Here is a 19390-nt window from a genome sequence, read left to right on the forward strand (position 1 = left end):
CTAGTCATCTATTGGTTATGAATCCTGACCCTAGACGTTTGGCCATTTTCAGAAGTTATTGTATCATGGAGGTATCGAATTGGTAATAATTGAATGGACGAAGCCCGGAGTATGGCTTGAGGGTTTTGGGCGAGAAGATGGGTGGCGCTTGGAGGGGCAAATAGGGCGACTGGAAGACGCATTAATCGAGGCAAACGTAATACTTAACATGTTTGATCGGGCTGCTGAGTCCAGTCGAACGACGGAGAATATTCACGCTGAGTTTGAGGTTCGTAGGCAGATATTGAAAGATGTGGAAGCAGAGCTTTTCCCAGGTGGCATGATGTGCGGTAGGATTTCAGAGGAGAACTTTCACAATACGTATAATGATAGGAAGATTCTCGTTGATACCGAAGTCCGCCGCCGGTTGTGGGTGAGGGGATTTTTGCCACGAAGTTTTCTAGATAAGCCGCAGTTCATTTTTGCGAAATCATTTATTCACGCGTTAGACCTGTTCGATAAATTTCTTGACGACATAGCTAAAGATCCCTCATCGCCTCAAAGCATGAAGGGTATTCATGAAAAGTTTCGTATATCGTTCCCAGACCTGAGGGAGGTTCGCAATTCACTTCAGCATGCTGAGGACCGATCCAAAGGCGAACATCGTGGAAAGAAAATTGACTTGAAAGAGATTGATATGAGTAAAGTGAGCATCAAAGGCACGGCTCTTGTTGGCACGGCTTTAGATGGAAACAGATTTGGTGCGACAATGGCCAATGGCGAATATGGAGCGATTGATGTGTCCGCGCAGACGGTCTGTATTCTGAAAGACACCTTGCTTGAGGTGTATTCGGTTTTCTCTTGGAGGGGTGGAGAGAGTCTTTATCCAAAGTAGAGCCTCAAAATTGGATTTAGATATCACACTATGCTTATGAAGTATTTGATCTATGCTATATATAGGTCGTTGCGTGAGTATTTGCTCTGCCGTATTATATGATCGTATTCGATGTATTGCCGAAACGTAATGTCCGCCTTTCAATATATGCCAGTCGAGACAGGACAAGCGTATGGATTTTGAAAAACGATCTATCCTGCGATTTCTGACAGCTCATCCTTCGGTTCTTACTGTGTCAAAACGATAAGAGGTAACGCCCTCGTACAAGCTCTGCCCAGATAGCCTCTTGCGCCTCCCTGAGCTGCTCCTCAAGCAAGCCATGGTCATACGCAGAGTTTGACGAGCGGGGGCCTGCCCAGCCGCCCAAGTCGTTTATGTCTGCTTCGTTCACGCGGGCACGGCGTGCAACGGTTCGCCATGTGTGCCGCATCGAGTGCAGGGACTGGCTGCCGTCAGTGTCTTTGCCGAGGATCTCACGGCGGTAGCGGGTGAACCACTGCGGAAGCGCGTAGACCTTGCCGACAGAGGCTCTGACTGGCCATTCGGGGAAGACCCTCGCGCTGTCAGGATGGGCTGCTAGGCGCGTTCTGAGGAGGGCCTGAGCGCCTTTGGGGATCGGGACATAGCGCATGGCGTTCTTGGTCTTACCGCCTTCCAATGAGAAGCTCTGGCCATCTGCATCGACCTGAGCTTTGGTCAGCGAGGCGATCTCGTCGGCGCGGCATCCGGTGACCAGAGCAAGGCGGAGGATGTCGCCCTCGCGAGTCCCTATGGGCGCTCCAGCCAGCAGCAGGGTGACCTGCTCGGGCGAGAAGTCCTGACGGGTGGGCGCAGTGCTGCGGGCGGCGCGGGGCACCGACGAGGAGAAGACCCATGGCGACTTGTAGCGGCTGTTGGTGATGCCGCGCTCGACCGCCCAGCCCCATAAGCTGGTCAATAGCGTGATGTTCTTGGCCACGGTCTTGTGGGACATGCCTTGCGGTGACCTGCTTGTCGTCAGGCCGGGCAGATACTCATCACGGAATCGCTTGGCCAAAGCCGGGGTCACATCCTCAAGGCATGCCGCCTCGTTCTTGTCGCCAAGAAAGTCGCGCAGATGGCGTTCGGCTGTGTGCAGGTTGTTCACCGTGGTCGTCGCCAACGGCTTAAAGCCCCGGCGATTGTCAGGGCTGCGCTCAAGGACGTACTGCTCTAGGGCCTTGCTGATCGGGTAGCCCTTGCCGAACGCCACGCGACCGAAGCTTCTGAGGCTGCTCTCGGGAAAGCCACGGCTATGCGCCGCCTCCAGCTTGTCAGTCAGAACGTGAGAAACGCCTTGCTCTTTGCTGGTGTCCTCCCGCATCGCCTCTCGCCACTCTTCTGCGGCTGCGAGCGTGAACTGCCCTTCGTCGGTCTGGGCGATGACCAAGCTGCGCACTTCGCCCAAGGCAATGTCGCGGCGCTTTTTCGCTTCGGTGGGATGGCGAGTCTTGAGACCCTTCTTGATCTCCTTGCCGAAGGGCTTGCCGGTCCAAGGGTTCACCTTGCCGATCAGCTCAAGCGGCGTGACCATGCGGAACACCCAGCCGGTGCCGGGGCCTCGTGGTTGAGTGTGATAATGCAAGTCTACAGCTTTGCCTTTGTGGTCCATTATGGACAACAGCTCGCTGGACTTCATTGCAATTTCTCCTTTAGCATCAATGCCTTAAGAGAAATGGCGGAGAGACAGGCCGCCCGCATAGGTCGGCTATTAGATGCAAGAAGTTGCAATTCATACTGTAAACATGAGCATTTTTGCTTTCGACCTTAAGATCCCAATTGCTTTTCGTCGCAATCAAGAGCAAAGCCTATGGTGGGCTGGTTGGGGGGTGGCTGAATGCCAAAGGTTGCTGCGGAGCTTTCAGCGCTTCAGATCAAACGCCTTGCTCATGGAGGTGGCAACAGCAACTCGACCCATCCGGTTGGTGGCGTGTCAGGGCTTATGCTCCAGATCACCCCGAACAATGCGCGCTCATGGATATTGCGGACTACCGTTGGCGCGCGTCGGCGGGAAATAGGATTAGGCGGTTTTCCTGAGGTGAGCCTCGCTCAAGCGCGGGAGATGGCTCGGGACCTCAAGGCCAAGATAAGGCAGGGCGTCGATCCGGTGGAAGAGCGCAGGGCTGCCCATGCCGCGCTTGTCACCGAGCAAAAGCGCGGGCTGACCTTTCGCGAGGCGGTCGACAAGTACCTCTCGGTCAAGCTCGACCAGTTCTCCAACGAAAAGCACAAGAAGCAATGGTGCTCCACCTTGCAGACCTATGCCAACCCAGAGATCGGTGACATGTTGGTTCAGGATATTGTGGTCCAAGATGTTCTGCGCGTGCTAGAGCCCATTTGGACCACAAAAACCGAGACCGCGACCCGTGTCAGGGGGCGCATCGAAAGCATCCTCTCATGGGCAACGATTGCGGGTCACAGATCTGGTGACAACCCGGCCCGCTGGGGCGGCAATCTCAAGGAATTGCTGCCGATCCCTTCGAAGGTGTCCAAGAGTTCAAACCAGCCAGCCCTCCAGCTCGTCGATGCGTCCCGATGGTACAGCGCGCTGCGGGCGCGTGACGGTATCGGCAGCCGCGCGCTGGAGTTCACCGCACTGACCGCGACACGCTCACAGGAGGTGCGCGGCGCAACCTGGGATGAGATCGACCTGGACGCCGGCCTCTGGATCATTCCTGCAAATCGCATGAAGATGGACCGGGAGCACCGGGTACCGCTGAGCCTGGACGCCATTGGCCTTCTCAAGGCACTGCCCCGTTTTGAGGGAAATGATCTGCTGTTTCCTGCGCCCCGCGGGGGTCCTTTGTCCGACATGACATTGAGCGCGGCGATGAAGCGTTTGCACGCCACCGATCTGGCTGCCGGGGGCGGCGGATTCATTGATCGTGAAAGCAAACGACCGGCCGTACCACACGGCCTGCGCTCGACCTTCCGCGACTGGGTCGCCGAAAAGACACCTTACCCCGGCGACCTCGCCGAGATTGCCTTGGCCCACAGGATCAGAAATGCCGTAGAGGCGGCGTATCGGCGTGGTGACATGATTGAGAAGCGCAGGGGTATGATGGATGATTGGGCGGGGTTTCTTATCGGGCCCGCCCGGAGCACTGCAACACTCAGCGAAATGAGAACCAGCTAGAATGACCCCTCTCGACTTCCGGCGACGCGCCGTAGACCACACAGTTGAAGATGCCACGATACTCATCGTCGGTGGCGACCCGGATCAGCAAGACCAGCTGAACGACGATCCGTTTGACAATCGAATGGTGAAAAGAACCGTCGGCCATTCCGGGTACACCACCGTGTTTGATATGCTCACAAGTGCGATAGTGTCGAAGCATCTGAAGGCCGTGTTACAATACCCTGTCTACGAACTGTCGCGAAAGCGGTGTTTTCCGGACGGCATCATCTTAACTGCTGACCAAATCAACCTGGACGGGGCGGATCGAGAGAATGAACACGGGGAGTTGAAACGTTTTAGCACTACCAGGCTGCCCGACTGGACACGGTCACGTGTTGCCACGTCCGATATACGCGAATGGCTGAGGGCAATCAGTTTGAAGTCCACGTTCTTCCTGCCGGAGAGCACCGACATTGGCTTCAGAGATCGAAACCACCCGAGGTATTCAGCCAAACTCGCCTGTGCAGTTGCAGCTTGGGAAGCTATTGGTGTGCCGAAGCGCGGGCGGTCGGTGAAACAGACGGTTGCAGGATGGGTGAAAGAGAACGGTCACGCCTACGGCATGGGCCTCGCCGGCGAAGAAAGCGCTCGACGGACGCAATTCATCGAGGACGTTGCGAAAATCGTGAACTGGGAAACCGGGGGCGGTGCGCCGAAGTCTTGATGTGGCGGCCTCTAGCTTAACCCTAACCAAAATTAAGCATTTGATTTACTGTCTTTTTTATTCGCGGTCATCAATTTGGATGACCGCGCTCATGCCTGAGCCCACCTTGGGTTTTGGTAACCTGATCAGCTATTTAAGCGACTGATTTCATTGTGGAACGACATCCTGTTACAGCATGCAGGAGCAATACAATGCCTGACGTCTACCTCTCCATCCTCCAGTTGGCGGCCCGATACAGCGTCCACCGAGCCACACCATGGCGCTGGATCAAAAGTGATTCGAACTTCCCGAAGCCAGTGGTCCTCTCGCCGGGCTGCACCCGGTGGAAGCTCTCCGAGCTCGAAGCTTGGGAGAAATCGAAAACCACGCGGCCTGCCGGCTGAACCAGACCCCGGCCGGACAGGACGGGGGTTAGAGCTGGAGCGTTCACGAGATACGCTGGCCCGGCCCATCCTTCGGCATCGGTGAAAGGACAATCACCATGAGCAAAAGCAATTTTTCCGCGCAGCTGCCGCGGGGCGTCTGTTGATGGGTCGGGACAAGAGAAACGAGCGAGTGACCGAGCATTACACACAAAAGATGCGCAACGTTATGGAGAAGCCGGCATGGCAGGCGCTTTCGACCACGGCCCAGGCGCTTTACCCGTGGCTCAAGTTGGAGTGGCGCGGGCCCGACAACAGCAACAACGGCCCTATTCGCTTGAGCGTGAGGCAGGCGGCAGCGCGGCTGGGGGTTGGGCCCGACACGGCATATCATGCCTTTCACGATCTGCAAAGAAAGGGCTTCTTGGTCGCTACGGAAGCTGCGCGACTGGGCTTGGAAGGTGCTGCGAAAGGGGCTTGCTACGAAATCATCGAAATTATGCTTCCACACGGCTGTGTTGCACAGATCCAGGAGGGATTCATGTCGTGAATCCTGTGTGGTAGCTGGCCTTCATGAGAAAACCCACATCACCTACCTATAAGACGACGAGCTGGGCTGATTATAACGCAGCGCTCAAGCGCCGCGGATCACTGACGATCTGATTCGATCCCGAGATGAACTGGGATACTGAACCTTCCGGCAAGAGGGGCAGGTCGCGGACATTCAGTGCTGCTGCCATCCAGACCTGTTTGAGAGACTGTCCGGAATTCTGTGCCCCGGCGCGTTGATTACGCCATTGGGAACCGATCCTCGAACATGATGGCGAGTTGGCTCTTCACGGCGTGCCATTCGCGGACTGATCGCTTCCACTCCTGAGAGGTAGCATTCAGCGCCAGATAGATCAATTTCGCCGCCGCCTCGTCGCTGGGGAAGTGCCCCCTTGTGCGGACGGCCCGGCGGATCTTCGAGTTCAGCGCCTCGATGGCATTCGTCGTGTAGATCAGTCTGCGGACCTCGGGCGGATAGTCGAGGAACGGGATCACCTCGGCCCAGGCTCGGCGCCAACTCGGCGCAATTGCCGGGTAACGGGCAGCCAGATCGCTGTCCTCGAACTCCGCCAGCGCGGTTTCGGCGGCTGCCGCGTCGACGGCCGTGTAGACTGCCTTGAGCGCCACAGCCACGGCCTTGCGGTCCTTGTAGCTGGCGAAGCTCATAGAATGGCGCAGCAGATGCACGATGCAGGTCTGAACCTGGGTCTGGGGGAAGGCCGCCTCTATGGCCTGCGGGAAGCCCTTGAGGCCGTCCACGACGGCGATCAGGATGTCCTGCACCCCGCGATTGCGCAGGTCATTGAGGACCTTGGCCCAGAACTTGGCGCCCTCGTTGGCCTGAAACCATAGCCCCAGCACGTCTCGCGTGCCGTCTGTCACCCGGCAGTGCATTTGCAAAGCAAATGTCACGAGAGGGCGGCAGGATGGCCAGGGCCACGAAGACCGCCTTGTTCGAGACCGCGCCATCGCTGCGGATATTGACCCGGATCGCGTCCAAGAACACGACCGGGTAGCAGGGCTCGAGCGGCCGGTTCTGCCAAGCCGTGACCTCCTCCATCACCGCATCGGTGATCGCCGAGATCAGGCTCGGGGAGGCTTCGATGCCGTAGATTTCCTCGATGTGTCCTCGGATTTCTCGGGTCGTCATTCCGCGCGCATACATAGAAATGATCTTGGTATCGAACTCCGGGAAACGGCGCTGATACTTGGCGATCAGCACGGGATCGAAGCTACCATTGCGGTCACGAGGGATGTCCAGAACGACCTTGCCGCTGTCGGTGGTGACCGTCTTCTGGCTGCTACCGTTGCGCCGGTTCGGAGTCTGGGACGCCCCTTCCATTGGCGGCTCCGCTCGCTCCTCGGTCAGATGTTCATCCAGCTCGGCGCTCAGGGCACGCTCTGCCAGCGCCTTGGTCAGTTCAGCGAGAACGCCGTCCTTGCCGAAAAGGTCGCTGGCCGACCGGCCTTTCATCAGCTGGTCCAGAAGGTCTTTGTCGATGCTCATACGTGGGTCTCCTCATCTCAGAGCTACCACGCCGGGGCACAGAATTCCGGACAGTCTCCTGTTTGACGATGAAGGTGCTGTTCAGAATGAACCGAGAGGTTATCCCGCCCCTTGGCACCGGTTCAAGCGAGCCGCCGGTCGGTACGTCACGACGTCATCCACCGCGATCACGGCGACCGCTTTGGCCCGAACCGTCCTGCGTTAACGTCATGACGGTCAGGCGCGCTGCGGTCGCCTCGTTGCAGGAGCTTCCGAGTCTTGGAAGCCAGGGGGCATCGGAAGCACTACGGCGACGATAGATGAACCATCGCCCCCTCTATGGCCACAAACAATGGTGACCACGAACCGCAGAGACCATGGTCGTGTGCTTCCTGCGCCATGAGCGCTGACAGGGATTCGTGAAACGATGACCGCACGGCGTCTGGCAGATCGGATGCCGCCGCGTCGCGGTCTTGGAAAAGCAAGCCCTCAGCCACGACCGCCGAAAAAGGTCGCTCTGCAACAAGGCGCGGGCCCGCTAATGAGAACCCAAGGGCGACGACCGAGATGACCATGACCGCCACCGACCCAGACGACCACCAATTCACGGTCGCTGGATCTTCGGTACGCTTGCGAACCAGAAACGGTAACGGTCAAATAATCCGAGCGGTTCATTAACGGCGAACTTTTGCACAGCACCTTCGCGAATGGCGAATGTCCCGCTGCGTAGGCAGGATTACAGTTTCCATCACGGCCAAGGAATTTCAAGAGGCCGTCAGCATGAAGAAGGATTGACTTCGAACATGGCACGCGCCACCACTTTGCGTGACACAGCCCCGCTGTTGCAGCGGCTTCTAGAACCTGATTGAGCGCGATCATTTCACTCGTGACATGACTCCATTAGCCTCTCCTTTATCTGCAATTGGGCACTTTCCCGCTAGCAGACACTATTGATTTTTTGCGGCCAAGGAATTTCAAGATGCCGTCAGCATGGGGAAAGACTGACCCCGAACTTGGCACGAGCCACCATTTAGCGCATCACTGTGCAGACGTTGCAGCGGTCTTCAGAACCTTGATCAAGCGCAACCATGTCCGCCGTGCAATATCACACGCATTGGGACGTGCTCTCCTCGCCGAAGAATTCGAAGCGTTGGTGGTCATGGCCTTCCTGCATGACATCGGGAAACTCGCTCCCGGGTTTCAGCTCAAGGGTTGGCCGGAGCTGGCATCGTCGAAAACCTATGGCCATTTGGAGGCAGGGCAGCACTGGCTGAACTTGCTTTGCGAGAGCTCTCTGAACGACCAAGTGGACGAGCTCGCTCAGATGTGCGGCGATCATGCCGAGCCGTGGTTCGATGTCATTTTTGCCCACCACGGTCGTCCGCAGCGACCTGTGAATGAAGCGTCGGCCAAAGGCTGTTTCCGCAACTTCGAAGGGTATGACTGGAAAGCCGAAGAAACAGTGATTGCGGATGCCATCAGCCAGTGGTTCCCTCCGCTAAGCACACTGATCTTGCCACCACCCAAGCCGCCGCTTTTGCATTTGATCGCAGGCTTGCTAGCGCTGGCTGATTGGCTCGGCTCAGACCGTGTGGCTTTCGCATTTGTTCCCGAGTATGATGCGTCTTATTGGGCACATACGCTTGATATCGCTCGGTCTCATGTCGAGGCCGTCGGGTTGGGGCTCGGGCGCGAAAGTCTGATCGGCCCACCGGATTGGGCGCTGATCTCCGACCATCCTGCTCCGCGCCCGGCGCAATCGGTACTATCGCAGGTCGACCTGTCCGAAAAGCTCGTCATCCTCGAGGCGGAAACCGGGACGGGCAAGACCGAGGCCGCGCTGTGGCATTTCATCCGGCAACTGTCAGCTGAGAATGTCGAGGCGCTTTATTTTGCGGTCCCCACGCGCGCGGCGGCCCGGCAGCTTCACACCCGGATCACCACCGCGCTGACACGGATGTTCCGCGTGACCGAGGAGCCCGTTCTCGCCATCCCCGGTCAGATGATGGCCGGAGAGGCCAAGGGCCGCTCACTGCCTGATTTCAAGGTGCTGTGGGATGATGGCGGGCCGACAACAAGCCGCTGGGCCGCTGAACAAGCCACGCGCTACCTGGCTGCCCGCATCGCAGTGGGCACAGTCGATCAGATTATGCTGGCGGGGTTGCAGGTGAAACACGCGCATCTGCGCGCAGCAGCCCTGTCACGCGCGCTTTTGGTCATAGACGAAGTTCATGCCTCTGATCCTTGGATGACGAATATCCAGAAAGCGGTTCTGGATGCGCATCTGAGCCTCGGAGGGCGGGCGCTTCTGATGTCGGCCACACTGGGGGCATCCGCGCGCACGCGTTGGACGGGCGATGCCCTGCCCAGTCCGGCGCAAACTGCATCTCTGCCTTACCCTGCCATTTGGGCAGGTCGGGCGCTTCTCCCCGTCCCAACCGATCCAGAGTCTCAAAAGGACGTGTACATGTCGCCGCACAGGGGCTGGTCTGGCACGCAGGCTGCAGATCTGGCGCTAGAGGCAGCTCGAGACGGGGCTAAGGTCCTTGTCATCCGCAATACCGTCGACCGGGCGCGCGACACTTGGCAGGCCTGCCTGGACGAAGCGCCCGAGTTGGTCATGGCGCTCGGCAAGAACGCCTGCCTGCATCACAGCCGTTTTGCTGCCGAGGATCGCGCCCAACTTGATACATGTGTAGAGGCCCTTCTCGGGAAAAATGTTCCGATGCAAGGCGTCATCATCATTGGCACGCAGACGCTGGAACAAAGCCTTGATATCAGCGCAGATCTGCTGATTACCGATCTGTGCCCGATGGATGTGCTGTTGCAGCGTATCGGGCGGCTGCATCGTCACGTGGGTGCCTTGCACCCCAACGGCTTCAAGACACCGCGCTGCATCGTCCTGACGCCGGACCATGGGCTTTCCCCACTGGTGACGCGGGCCGAAAACGGTCTTGGCGTCTATGAAAACGGATCGAGCATCTCGGGAGTCTATATCGATGTCTGTGGGCTAAAAGCCACGCTTGATCAGATTGAGGCCCACTCCTGCTGGTCGATCCCGGCGATGAACCGCGCGCTGGTCGAGGCTGCAACCCATCCGCTCAATCTTGATTCCATCGCCGAGCGTGAAGGCTGGCAGACCCATCGCGCGCGTGTCACCGGCAAGGGCTTTGCCGAAAAGCTCGCCGCACGTCACGTGATCCTCGACCGCTCGAAACCGCTTGCCCCCTTTCCTGATGACGAGGCGATCCGAACCCGGCTTGGGGCCGAGGGAGTGATGGTGCAGTTTCCACCAAGCACAATCGGCCCGTTCGGTACCGAGATCCGGCGCATGGCCCTTCCTGCGCATTGGTCGCATGGGCTTGATCCCGAAACGCTGGTGCTTGCGACCGAGGGCGCCGCATTGCGCCTGACAATGTCGGAAAAATCCTTCCTGTATGACTGTTCGGGGCTGAGAAAAGATGACTGAGATTGCCCACAACCTGCTAACCGAGCCGCTGATCGAGACCGATGTCGGTTGGTTGACCCTGCCCGGGGTGTTAGCCGCCATGGCCCGCGGGGAGGTGACCTGTTTCAGGGCGCTTCGCCCGCATCAGCGACCCGCATGGCACATGTTCTTGGTTCAGCTTGGTGTGCTGGCGCTGGACAAGGCTGGGCAGACGAATTTGCCTGGTGACGAAAGCACGTGGCGTGGTGCCCTGCGTGGCCTGACTATCGCCTTTCCCGATGATGCGCCTTGGTGCCTGCTCGCACCCGACGGGCAGCCTGCCTTCCTTCAACCCCCAGCCGCAAAAGACGGAAAGTGGACCGAAGTCGAAACGCCCGACAACCTCGACATGCTGATCACGTCCCGCAACCATGATCTGAAGATGGCTGTGGCCCGCAACGCCGGGCCGCAGGACTGGATCTATGCACTGGTCAGCGTGCAGACGATGGAGGGGTACAGCGGCCCGACATGGAATGGTGTTGCGCGGATGAACGGAGGCTCGTCTTCTCGGGCGATGGTGACGCTGGCCCCGGCCTTGCCCGACGGCAAGAGTGTGCATCCCTCTCTGTGGTGGCAGCGCGATACACGTCGCCTGCTGGCTGATCGCAGTCCAAGCAACGGGCTTTCCCTGGTTTGGCTGATGGAGTGGATGGACGCCGTACAGTTGCGCATCGGCGAGGACTTGGACCCCCTGTTCATCGAGATCTGTCGCCGCATTCGCCTGTTTGAAAAGGACGGTGCGCTTATGGCCCGCAAGGCCGGGTCGAAAAAATCACGCATCGCAAATGTGAATGGCATGACCGATGACCCCTGGGCGCCCACCAGCATCAGAAACGCAAAGTCACTGACCCTGGGCGACAGTGGCGACTTCACCTATGCCAAACTGCGCGAAGTGCTGATGTCGGGGGAATGGGCGGCTGCGCCAATGGCGAAGCCCGCGCCCGACGAGGTGCCGCGTGACATGCTGCTGGTGGCAGAGGCCTTTGCCCGCGGCAATTCCAAGACCGGCGGTTTTCGGTCTCGTGTAATACCCATTTCGAAGAGCGTGGTAAAACGCATGTTGGGCGCCACAGCCACAGACCAGAGCGCGGCGCTCATTGAGGATATCAAGCGTGTCGACATAGCCCTGCGCAATGCGCTTGCCCTGATGGCCGCAAATGGATTGCGTGAAAACATAAAGACCGATCATTATGCGCGCACCAATCCGGCCCGTATACATCTTGATCAGCAGGCCGATCGGATGTTCTTTCCGGTATTGTGGGACATGCTTGCAGCCGAAACGCAGGACGTGCGACTGCAAATACGTGCACGCTTCATGCTGAATCTGTCTGACCATGCCCGCGCGATTTACCGCGAGGCCTTGCCCGCCATTCCCTGCAAGGCCGTGATGCGGCCCCGCGCCGAGGCGCGCGCAACCGACAGGCTGGAGGCGGGGCTGAAAGATGCGCTTGGGAAATCCGATTTGGCCGACCATCTCCCAAAACACCAAGACCCCAACCTCCAAAAAAGGGAGCCCTCCGATGCCTGACACGACCACGCCAGAACCGCCGGGCGACCGGGTTGCCAGATGTGCGCTGAGCATCGCGGCCGCGCTGGTCCATGCCAGCACGAAAGACCGCGCCGAAACCCGTCGCATGAGTGATGCGGGTTCGGCCTTCTTCTGGCGCATGGTGGCGCGCCTTGGGATCGCTCCGAAAGACGAGCCACGCTGGCTGGTCTACACGCGAATGGCGGCAATGCTGACTCCCTCTACCGCCACAGCCAGTTTTCATGACACGACTCGCCCGCTGGGTGCGGTTCTGGCGGACGGCGGGGATCGCCATGCCCACCTGGACAAGCCCGTGGTGTCCGAAGCGCGTTTGGCCCGCCTGCTGGCCGCGCGCGGGGATGCGCGACTGTCGGCGCTGGAACGCAGCCTGCGTGGCGTTGCGCGAGAAACCCGGGCGCTTGATGCTGCAAGCTTGGCCTGGGCCGTGCTGAATCCGAACGGGCAACAGATTGCCCGCGCCTATTATCGCCGCCTTGATGGTGGTCCCTCCCACATCGCAACCTCGGTCGAGGCGGCCGAAACCTCCAAGGTCGAATACAGGACTTTCCCATGACAGACGCCCGCTTTCTGCAGATCCATTTTCTTGCGCCCTATACAGCCGCGCTTCTGAATCGCGATGATGCGGGGCTTGCCAAACGCCTCCCCTTCGGTGGCCATCTGCGCACCCGCGTCAGCTCGCAATGTCTCAAGCGGCACTGGCGCGTGGCCGAAGATCCGCACGCGCTGCACAAGATCGACGGCGCCAAAGCTGCCTATCGTTCGCGCGAGACGATCGAGCGCAAGGTCTTCGCGGGATGGTCAGAGGGGGCCGATGACGACGTTCTGAAAGAGATCAAGCTCGCCATGCTGATCGCCGTCTATGGTGACAGGGCCGAGGCAAAGAAATCGCGCCAGACACTTCTGGTCGGCGCCCCCGAGGTGACCTACCTGACCGGCGAGGCGAAGCGGCTCGTGGCAGAGGCCGCGGGTGACAAGAACGCCGCGAAGACTCTCGCTGCCGAATGGTTGAAAACCCACAAGCAAAACCTCAAGGTGATGAGCGCGGGTGTTAGCCTTCCCGCCGGCCTGACAGGCGCGTTGTTCGGGCGAATGGTCACCTCGGACCCGCGCGCCAACATCGATGCGGCGTTGCATGTTGCCCATGCCTTCACCGTGCATGCCGAAGAGGCGGAAAGCGACTATTTTATCGCCGTCGACGATCTGGCGCAGGAAGAGGAAACTGGAGCCGATACCATCCAGGAGACCGAGCTGACCTCGGGCCTTTTCTACGGCTACGTCGTGGTGGATCTGCCCGCACTGTTCGAAAATCTCGGCCAGGACTCCGCATTGATGGGCGAGGTTCTGCACAATCTGGTCTACCTGATCGCCGAAGTTTCTCCCGGAGCCAAGCTTGGTTCTACGGCACCTTATAGTCGCGCGTCCTTCATGCTGCTCGAGGCAGGTGACCGTCAGCCCCGCTCGCTTGCGGATGCGTTCCGCACCCCCTGCCGTGCCGAGACACCCGTTGCCGTGGCGGCGCTGTGCGATCACTTGGCAGCGCTGGATCGTGTCTATGACACTGGCGAAATTCGCCACGTCATGAGCCTATCGAACCGCGAGGTGCCCGGGACCACGGCAGGCAACCTGCGCGATCTGGCGGCGTTCGCAAAATCCACGGTGGCGAAAGAGCTCGCCTGATGCGCGATTGGTTGCACCTGACGTTGCGCGCCCCGCTGATGGCCTTTGGCGGGGTTGCGATCGACCACATGGGGCCGACTCGGGACTTTCCGTCTCTATCGGCAATGACCGGACTTCTTGCCAATGCACTAGGGTATGAAAGGTATCAGGGCACCGAATTGCAGGCCTTGCAGGATCGGTTGATCATCGGCGCGCTGACCTCACGACAGGGGCGGCGCCTGACCGACAATCAGAATGCTCGGGTCTACGACAAGGAACCGGGATGGACGACCTATGGCCAACCCGAGTCCCGCAACAGCGGACCGTCTTACGGCAACCCCGCGCGGCACGATCAACTCGGCAATCAGGCGGGGCGCAAGTGGCTGACTCACCGCCGTTCGCGCGAATATCTGGCCGATCATGAAACCCGTGTTGTGCTGCGGCTGGAAGGTGTGGGGGCGGTAGACCTCGATGATCTGCGACAGGCTCTGATGCACCCCGCGCGTCCGCTGTTCATCGGGCGCAAGACTTGCCTGCCCACAGCGCCGATCTTCACCGGCACGTTGCGGGCCGAAACGGTGCTGGACGCGCTGCGGGCCATTGGCCTGCCAGGGCATGCGCTCTGGCCCGCCGACGCGGGCGACGGGGCAGGGACAGCTTCGCCGCAAGACCTGCCGCCCGGCGCGATGAGCCATGACCTGCCCGATCTCCGCAACTGGCTCAGCGGGTTGCACACGGGGCGCCGCGGCGTGATCGAAGGGTTTTTGACATGAGCTTGCACCTGTTTCATTTGCCCATTGCCTTACGCGCGTTGCATGCTTGGGGCGAAGCGCGTGGCTTGGTGTCGCGCGGCATATTCGACGAGGGGCTTGCCCTGCATCACCTGCTAAGCGAGACCTTCGGCCCGTCCGTTTTGCAACCCTTCCGCCTGATGGTGCCGCCGCGGGCGCGCACTGGTGCGCTATATGGCTATGCCGCCCAGCCTGCTGAAATCTTGGCTCAAGCCGCGCAGGCCATTCTTGACCCGGTTGCGGCACAGGTCATCGACCTTGCGGCTCTACGCTCGCAGCCACGGCCCGAAACGGCCTGGCATGCAGGCCAGCGGCTGGGCTTCGATCTGCGGGTGCGCCCCGTGGTGCGGCTGGCCTCGCCCCTCGTCATGGGGCGCGAGACCTTCCGCAAGGGCGCCGAGGTCGATGCCTACCTGTCCCATGTCGCCCGGACTGAAGCGCGGGCGGAAACTGACCACGAGGCTGGCAGGCAAGGCGGGTCCGGTCGCGATGCGGTCTACCTCGATTGGCTGCGCAGGCGCCTTGATGGCCAAGCAGACCTAGACCCTGCACTGACCCGTCTTGCACAGTATGAACGGCGCCTGATCCTGCGCAATGGCCGCAGGGCGGATGGCCCGGATGCCACGTTCCATGGCACACTGACTGTTACGGATCCGACGGGGTTCGCGGCACTACTGGCCCGCGGTGTCGGGCGGCACACGGCTTATGGATATGGCATGCTGATGCTGCGGCCCTCGCAAAAGACCCCGCAGAGCATGGCACCGGCCGCGCAGGAGGGTGCCTGACATGCTAAATGGGCGGCTTGGGCTCGAAAGTTCCAAGGTCCCGCATGCCGACAGGTCAGGGTGCCTCTACCTGGCCCGGGGGGCGCTGGTGGCGCGTGACGGCACGCTGTCCTTCACCCAGGGTCCCCCTACAGAAGCCGATGCTCTGACCCGGGGCGAATATGCCATTCCTCTGCAGGGTGTTTCGATCATCCTGCTGGGCCCGGGATCTACCGTCAGTCATGATGCGCTGCGCCTGTTGGCCCATGCGCGCACCGCGCTGGCTGCCGTGGGCGAAGACGGCGTGCGCATGTATACGGCCCCCCCCATCATTCCCGATCGCTCCGGTCTGGCGCGGCTGCAGGCACGGATTTGGGCGGATGATGATTTGCGCATCATGACTGCGCGTCGCATGTATGCCCTACGCTTGGGGGAGATTCTGCCACATCGGGATCTGAATGTCCTGCGCGGGATCGAAGGTTCTCGCATGAAACAGACTTACGCGCTGTTGGCAGACCGCATCGGCATCAACTGGCAGGGCCGCCGCTACAACCGCGGTGATCCGATGGGCGCCGATCTTCCCAACCAGGCATTGAACCACGCCGCCAGCGCTGTCGAGGCTGCTGCGGCCATTGCTGTCTGCGCCACGGCCACCATTCCGCAATTGGGCTTTATCCACGAGGATCCCGGCCAGTCCTTCGTTCTTGATGTAGCCGATCTTTACCGCGACAGCATCACCATCCCCTGCGCCTTCCGCGCTGCAAGGCAAGTGGCCGACCACCCCGCCGACAATATCGAGCGTACGACGCGCCGTATGACCGGCACGGCGCTGGCCAAGGAGAAAGTGATCCCCGAGATGATCGAGCGGATCAAGGCCCTGATCGAAGGCCGCGACTGATGCCGTTGACCGTGATCGTCACCCGCAATGTCGAGGCTCGCTACCGCGGCTTCCTGACCTCGATCATGCTCGAGGTTTCGGCAGGTGTCTATGTTGCGCCAAACATGACCAAGGGCGTGCGCGAGCGCACCTGGGCGGTGCTGAACGACTGGTGGCTGGCACTCGGCAACGGATCACTGACCCTGATCTGGCGCAATACCGCTGCGGTCGGGGAACTGAGTATCGAGACTCTCGGGGAGCCGCCGAAGGATATTGTCGACGCCGACGGCATTTTGCTCCTAAAACGAAAGTAAAATCAAAACAACTCTCCCCACGCTCTTTGACAATCGAATAATATCAGATACTTCCCCGCCAGAGGTTCCCCCGCACACGCGGGGATAGTCCCCTGCCGGGCGGCTCGCAAGTGGTGCCGAATCAGGTTCCCCCGCACACGCGGGGATAGTCCCGTCGCTTGTACGCAACAGCAAAGATAGGCTCAGGTTCCCCCGCACACGCGGGGATAGTCCCTGACACGGGCGGCGGATCTGTCGCGGGCGGCGGGTTCCCCCGCACACGCGGGGATAGTCCCCGAGCAGCCCGGTTCCTGCAGCCCTACGATGTGGTTCCCCCGCACACGCGGGGATAGTCCCCACTCCTTTAGCTGAATGTCACTGTTAGGATTGGTTCCCCCGCACACGCGGGGATAGTCCCTGGATCTTCTCGGCCAGGGTACGCCCGGTGGAGGTTCCCCCGCACACGCGGGGATAGTCCCCATCGTCCGTCATAATGATTTCTTGGCTGGCGGGTTCCCCCGCACACGCGGGGATAGTCCCCTAGAAAACGACGATGGATCAATTCCAGAACAGGTTCCCCCGCACACGCGGGGATAGTCCCCTATACTGCACAACGGCGCTTGGCGCGGTGCAGGTTCCCCCGCACACGCGGGGATAGTCCCTTGATCAGGGGGACGATGATCCACCACCCTGAGGTTCCCCCGCACACGCGGGGATAGTCCCGCCCCGTAGGGTGCCCCGGTGAAGGAGTTGGTGGTTCCCCCGCACACGCGGGGATAGTCCCTGTGGCTCAGCAGACGCTGGCCTGTACCGGGGGGTTCCCCCGCACACGCGGGGATAGTCCCCGCAACACCGGCGCGACGAATCTTTTCATTGTGGTTCCCCCGCACACGCGGGGATAGTCCCGGCGGCGGCGGCACCGGACAAGCTCTGCGCATGGTTCCCCCGCACACGCGGGGATAGTCCCCGCGCTCTCCGGCGAGACGGAAGACGATGTTCGGTTCCCCCGCACACGCGGGGATAGTCCCTCAGGAAGCAACGGAAACGGCAACGGCGTAGGGGTTCCCCCGCACACGCGGGGATAGTCCCTGGATCTTGGAAACGCCCGTCCCGCTGGGCACGGTTCCCCCGCACACGCGGGGATAGTCCCTACGGCCTTTAATAATGGTTGACGTTCTCCCAGGTTCCCCCGCACACGCAGGGATAGTCCCCAGACATTGCGGGACACGCCGCAAATCTACTCGGTTCCCCCGCACACGCGGGGATAGTCCCGTGCGTCCATGTGCGGCCCCGGTCATCGGAATGGTTCCCCCGCACACGCGGGGATAGTCCCTCGGGTACGCCGATAGTGTCCCGAGGTCATGGATAACAACCAGCTCAAGGTGATAGCAGCAGAGCTGGTCAAGTCACTGAGGGAAAATTCCGGCGTTGACTGGTGGCAGCGCGAAGACGTGCGGGCCAAGATGAGGGTCGCGGTGAAACGGATTTTGCGGCGCTATGGGTACCCTCCCGACCTACAGGCTGACGCAGTGAAGCTAGTCATCAAGCAGGCTGAAGCTATGGCTCGCACGATGTAGGATACGCATGAGGTCATCGGTGAGAAAGCGTATGTCAACTTGAGCACGCACCGAGCAACGCGCTCCTTCCGGGGGGCAGGTCACCCGATCTCCGGATTATTGAGAAAAGTTGAGGTGTTTTGCACTGAAGTGTATCGACCCCCTGAAAAACAGCTCATGCTACAAGGGACGTAGCGCTGAGTATGACGATGGACGACAGCAGCAACGCCGGTTCGCTCCCGAATTCGCAGCCTGGCGGGCGCTGCTGCCAGAACGAACCTTCAAGACCTCACCAAAGGCCGCGATTGGTTCATGGCTCTTCTCAAAGCCAGATGACTGGCAGGGCGATGAATCGATGTCGGCAACCGCGATAGAACGCATCGATCCCCTTGTAAGCTGGAACAGAAGCGGCGGTGCGCCGAAGTGCGGAGGCTAACCTCCCCCCCATTTCTCACAACCCTCAAGGATATTGATTTACTAAAATAATCTCCATGTGCGCCTCGTTTATATGGGGAAATCACCTAGCAGATTTGGTTCGCTAGCGGCTCCATCATGTATTCCCAGCGTTGAGGTTTTCTGAACCTGACCTGCTATTCGGCACTACATTTTACGACAAATGTTACCTCCAATCGTAACCCGTTGGAGCACGCAGCACATGTCCACCACCTTCCTGTCCGACCTTCAAATCGCCGTCCGCTATGGCGTCCATCGGTCAACGCCTTGGCGCTGGCTCAAGACTGATGATAGCTTTCCGGCGCCGGTAAGCCTGTCGCCCGGCTGCACCCGCTGGAAAATCGACGACCTCGAAGCATGGGAAGCCGCAAAGCGCGACACCGCAACATAAGCAAACCGCCACCCGTCTGGTTCACGGGCGGCGGCGCAATCTTTTTCTTGGCTGAATACCACGAAAGATAGTGCGGACCGCCCTTGCCAGCAAGGCAAGAGGTTCTCTCATGACGACAAAGAAATGGGCCAAAGCACCCTATATCATCACCCATCGCACTGGCGAACAGCGCACCGCCTATACCGGTGGGCGTGTCCGCTGGGCTACCGAAGAACTGCGCAAGGCAGGCCCTAAAGGCCGCACCGGGCGCGAGGCACTGGGGCCGCGTTGGGCGGCATGTATCTGGGACGCCAAGCACGTTCACGGCATCACGATTGCCGATGTCTGTGAAACGCATGAAGGCGAGCACCCCGGCAGGCACAAGCGTTGGTTTCTGGATTGCGACACCCGCCCCGTCCCCCCGGCGCAGGAGGTGCGCGCATGACCCGGCTGCAAATCCTCT

The 19390-nt window shown here is 60.0% G+C and carries 17 protein-coding genes, 2 pseudogenes and 1 CRISPR repeat array; of the genes and pseudogenes, 17 read left to right on the plus strand and 2 right to left on the minus strand.

Annotated features, from left to right (window positions below; genetic code table 11):
• Positions 1-79 precede the first annotated feature (79 nt).
• Positions 80-874 (plus strand): hypothetical protein, encoded by a 795-nt coding sequence (locus KO516_RS14920; protein WP_216004580.1) that lies wholly within the window; start codon positions 80-82, stop codon positions 872-874.
• Positions 875-1109: 235 nt separating this feature from the next.
• On the opposite strand, the gene KO516_RS14925 is transcribed toward KO516_RS14920, so the two are convergent.
• The gene (locus KO516_RS14925; RefSeq protein WP_216004581.1) at positions 1110-2531 is read right to left on the minus strand and encodes a tyrosine-type recombinase/integrase; all 1422 of its coding nucleotides are present in this window, start codon (positions 2529-2531) and stop codon (positions 1110-1112) included.
• Positions 2532-2729: 198 nt separating this feature from the next.
• Between KO516_RS14925 and KO516_RS14930 the strand changes: the two genes are divergently transcribed.
• The 5 genes and pseudogenes from KO516_RS14930 to KO516_RS24325 all read left to right on the plus strand — a co-directional run.
• Positions 2730-4028 carry an integrase arm-type DNA-binding domain-containing protein gene (locus KO516_RS14930; protein ID WP_216004582.1) on the plus strand — a complete coding sequence of 433 codons (1299 nt, stop codon included), beginning with the start codon at positions 2730-2732 and terminating at the stop codon, positions 4026-4028.
• A gap of 1 nt (position 4029) precedes the next feature.
• The gene (locus KO516_RS14935) at positions 4030-4734 is read left to right on the plus strand and encodes a hypothetical protein (protein ID WP_216004583.1); all 705 of its coding nucleotides are present in this window, start codon (positions 4030-4032) and stop codon (positions 4732-4734) included.
• Between the two features lie 191 nt (positions 4735-4925).
• Positions 4926-5117 (plus strand): AlpA family transcriptional regulator, encoded by a 192-nt coding sequence (locus KO516_RS14940; protein WP_216004584.1) that lies wholly within the window; start codon positions 4926-4928, stop codon positions 5115-5117.
• 172 nt (positions 5118-5289) lie between these two features.
• Entirely contained in the window at positions 5290-5646 is a 357-nt protein-coding gene (locus KO516_RS14945; protein WP_216004585.1) for a hypothetical protein, read from the plus strand.
• Positions 5647-5669: 23 nt separating this feature from the next.
• Positions 5670-5849: pseudogene (locus tag KO516_RS24325) on the plus strand (transposase); the annotation flags it as partial.
• A 36-nt stretch (positions 5850-5885) separates the two neighbouring features.
• On the opposite strand, the pseudogene KO516_RS14950 reads toward KO516_RS24325, so the two are convergent.
• Positions 5886-7152 (minus strand): annotated as a pseudogene (locus KO516_RS14950) (IS256 family transposase).
• Positions 7153-8110: 958 nt separating this feature from the next.
• Here KO516_RS14950 and cas3 point away from each other — a divergent pair.
• The 11 genes from cas3 to KO516_RS15005 all read left to right on the plus strand — a co-directional run bounded on the left by cas3 (position 8111) and on the right by KO516_RS15005 (position 19372).
• Positions 8111-10600: a CRISPR-associated helicase Cas3' gene (cas3, locus tag KO516_RS14955; protein ID WP_216004586.1), complete on the plus strand. Its 2490-nt coding sequence runs from the start codon at positions 8111-8113 to the stop codon at positions 10598-10600.
• On the plus strand, positions 10593-12146 hold the full coding sequence (locus KO516_RS14960; RefSeq protein ID WP_216004587.1) for a hypothetical protein: 1554 nt from the start codon (positions 10593-10595) through the stop codon (positions 12144-12146). The genes cas3 and KO516_RS14960 overlap by 8 nt, the downstream gene beginning before the upstream one ends.
• Entirely contained in the window at positions 12139-12720 is a 582-nt protein-coding gene (locus tag KO516_RS14965) for a hypothetical protein (RefSeq protein ID WP_216004588.1), read from the plus strand. Before KO516_RS14960 ends, KO516_RS14965 begins: the two co-directional genes overlap by 8 nt.
• Positions 12717-13844, plus strand: a complete 1128-nt coding sequence (cas7e, locus tag KO516_RS14970; RefSeq protein ID WP_216004589.1) for a type I-E CRISPR-associated protein Cas7/Cse4/CasC — start codon at positions 12717-12719, stop codon at positions 13842-13844. Before KO516_RS14965 ends, cas7e begins: the two co-directional genes overlap by 4 nt.
• Positions 13844-14596 carry a type I-E CRISPR-associated protein Cas5/CasD gene (gene cas5e / locus KO516_RS14975; protein WP_252737629.1) on the plus strand — a complete coding sequence of 251 codons (753 nt, stop codon included), beginning with the start codon at positions 13844-13846 and terminating at the stop codon, positions 14594-14596. The genes cas7e and cas5e overlap by 1 nt, the downstream gene beginning before the upstream one ends.
• Positions 14593-15399, plus strand: coding sequence for a type I-E CRISPR-associated protein Cas6/Cse3/CasE (locus KO516_RS14980; RefSeq protein WP_216004590.1), 807 nt, complete (start codon positions 14593-14595; stop codon positions 15397-15399). Before cas5e ends, KO516_RS14980 begins: the two co-directional genes overlap by 4 nt.
• A gap of 1 nt (position 15400) precedes the next feature.
• Entirely contained in the window at positions 15401-16276 is an 876-nt protein-coding gene (gene cas1e, locus KO516_RS14985) for a type I-E CRISPR-associated endonuclease Cas1e (protein WP_216004591.1), read from the plus strand.
• Entirely contained in the window at positions 16276-16569 is a 294-nt protein-coding gene (gene cas2e / locus KO516_RS14990; RefSeq protein ID WP_216004592.1) for a type I-E CRISPR-associated endoribonuclease Cas2e, read from the plus strand. Before cas1e ends, cas2e begins: the two co-directional genes overlap by 1 nt.
• Positions 16570-16632: 63 nt before the next feature.
• Positions 16633-17881: a CRISPR direct-repeat array (repeat unit 29 nt; unit sequence GGTTCCCCCGCACACGCGGGGATAGTCCC).
• Between the two features lie 28 nt (positions 17882-17909).
• Positions 17910-18125: a type I restriction enzyme endonuclease domain-containing protein gene (locus tag KO516_RS14995; RefSeq protein WP_216004593.1), complete on the plus strand. Its 216-nt coding sequence runs from the start codon at positions 17910-17912 to the stop codon at positions 18123-18125.
• Positions 18126-18759: 634 nt separating this feature from the next.
• Positions 18760-18948, plus strand: coding sequence for an AlpA family transcriptional regulator (locus tag KO516_RS15000; RefSeq protein ID WP_216004594.1), 189 nt, complete (start codon positions 18760-18762; stop codon positions 18946-18948).
• Between the two features lie 109 nt (positions 18949-19057).
• On the plus strand, positions 19058-19372 hold the full coding sequence (locus tag KO516_RS15005; RefSeq protein WP_216004595.1) for a hypothetical protein: 315 nt from the start codon (positions 19058-19060) through the stop codon (positions 19370-19372).
• Positions 19373-19390 lie beyond the last annotated feature (18 nt).

Origin of the sequence: Citreicella sp. C3M06 (assembly GCF_018860705.1) — a bacterium.
In the GTDB taxonomy this organism is placed as follows: domain Bacteria; phylum Pseudomonadota; class Alphaproteobacteria; order Rhodobacterales; family Rhodobacteraceae; genus Salipiger.

What these genes read in the sequence shown, in the direction of transcription:
- KO516_RS14925 (WP_216004581.1), bottom strand. Translation starts at nt 2,531, where the DNA reads ATGAAGTCCAGCGAGCTGTTGTCCATAATGGACCACAAAGGCAAAGCT.
- KO516_RS14930 (WP_216004582.1), top strand. Translation starts at nt 2,730, where the DNA reads ATGCCAAAGGTTGCTGCGGAGCTTTCAGCGCTTCAGATCAAACGCCTT.
- KO516_RS14935 (WP_216004583.1), top strand. Translation starts at nt 4,030, where the DNA reads ATGACCCCTCTCGACTTCCGGCGACGCGCCGTAGACCACACAGTTGAA.
- KO516_RS14940 (WP_216004584.1), top strand. Translation starts at nt 4,926, where the DNA reads ATGCCTGACGTCTACCTCTCCATCCTCCAGTTGGCGGCCCGATACAGC.
- cas3 (WP_216004586.1), top strand. Translation starts at nt 8,111, where the DNA reads ATGCCGTCAGCATGGGGAAAGACTGACCCCGAACTTGGCACGAGCCAC.
- KO516_RS14960 (WP_216004587.1), top strand. Translation starts at nt 10,593, where the DNA reads ATGACTGAGATTGCCCACAACCTGCTAACCGAGCCGCTGATCGAGACC.
- KO516_RS14965 (WP_216004588.1), top strand. Translation starts at nt 12,139, where the DNA reads ATGCCTGACACGACCACGCCAGAACCGCCGGGCGACCGGGTTGCCAGA.
- cas7e (WP_216004589.1), top strand. Translation starts at nt 12,717, where the DNA reads ATGACAGACGCCCGCTTTCTGCAGATCCATTTTCTTGCGCCCTATACA.
- cas5e (WP_252737629.1), top strand. Translation starts at nt 13,844, where the DNA reads ATGCGCGATTGGTTGCACCTGACGTTGCGCGCCCCGCTGATGGCCTTT.
- KO516_RS14980 (WP_216004590.1), top strand. Translation starts at nt 14,593, where the DNA reads ATGAGCTTGCACCTGTTTCATTTGCCCATTGCCTTACGCGCGTTGCAT.
- cas1e (WP_216004591.1), top strand. Translation starts at nt 15,401, where the DNA reads ATGCTAAATGGGCGGCTTGGGCTCGAAAGTTCCAAGGTCCCGCATGCC.
- cas2e (WP_216004592.1), top strand. Translation starts at nt 16,276, where the DNA reads ATGCCGTTGACCGTGATCGTCACCCGCAATGTCGAGGCTCGCTACCGC.
- KO516_RS14995 (WP_216004593.1), top strand. Translation starts at nt 17,910, where the DNA reads ATGGATAACAACCAGCTCAAGGTGATAGCAGCAGAGCTGGTCAAGTCA.
- KO516_RS15000 (WP_216004594.1), top strand. Translation starts at nt 18,760, where the DNA reads ATGTCCACCACCTTCCTGTCCGACCTTCAAATCGCCGTCCGCTATGGC.
- KO516_RS15005 (WP_216004595.1), top strand. Translation starts at nt 19,058, where the DNA reads ATGACGACAAAGAAATGGGCCAAAGCACCCTATATCATCACCCATCGC.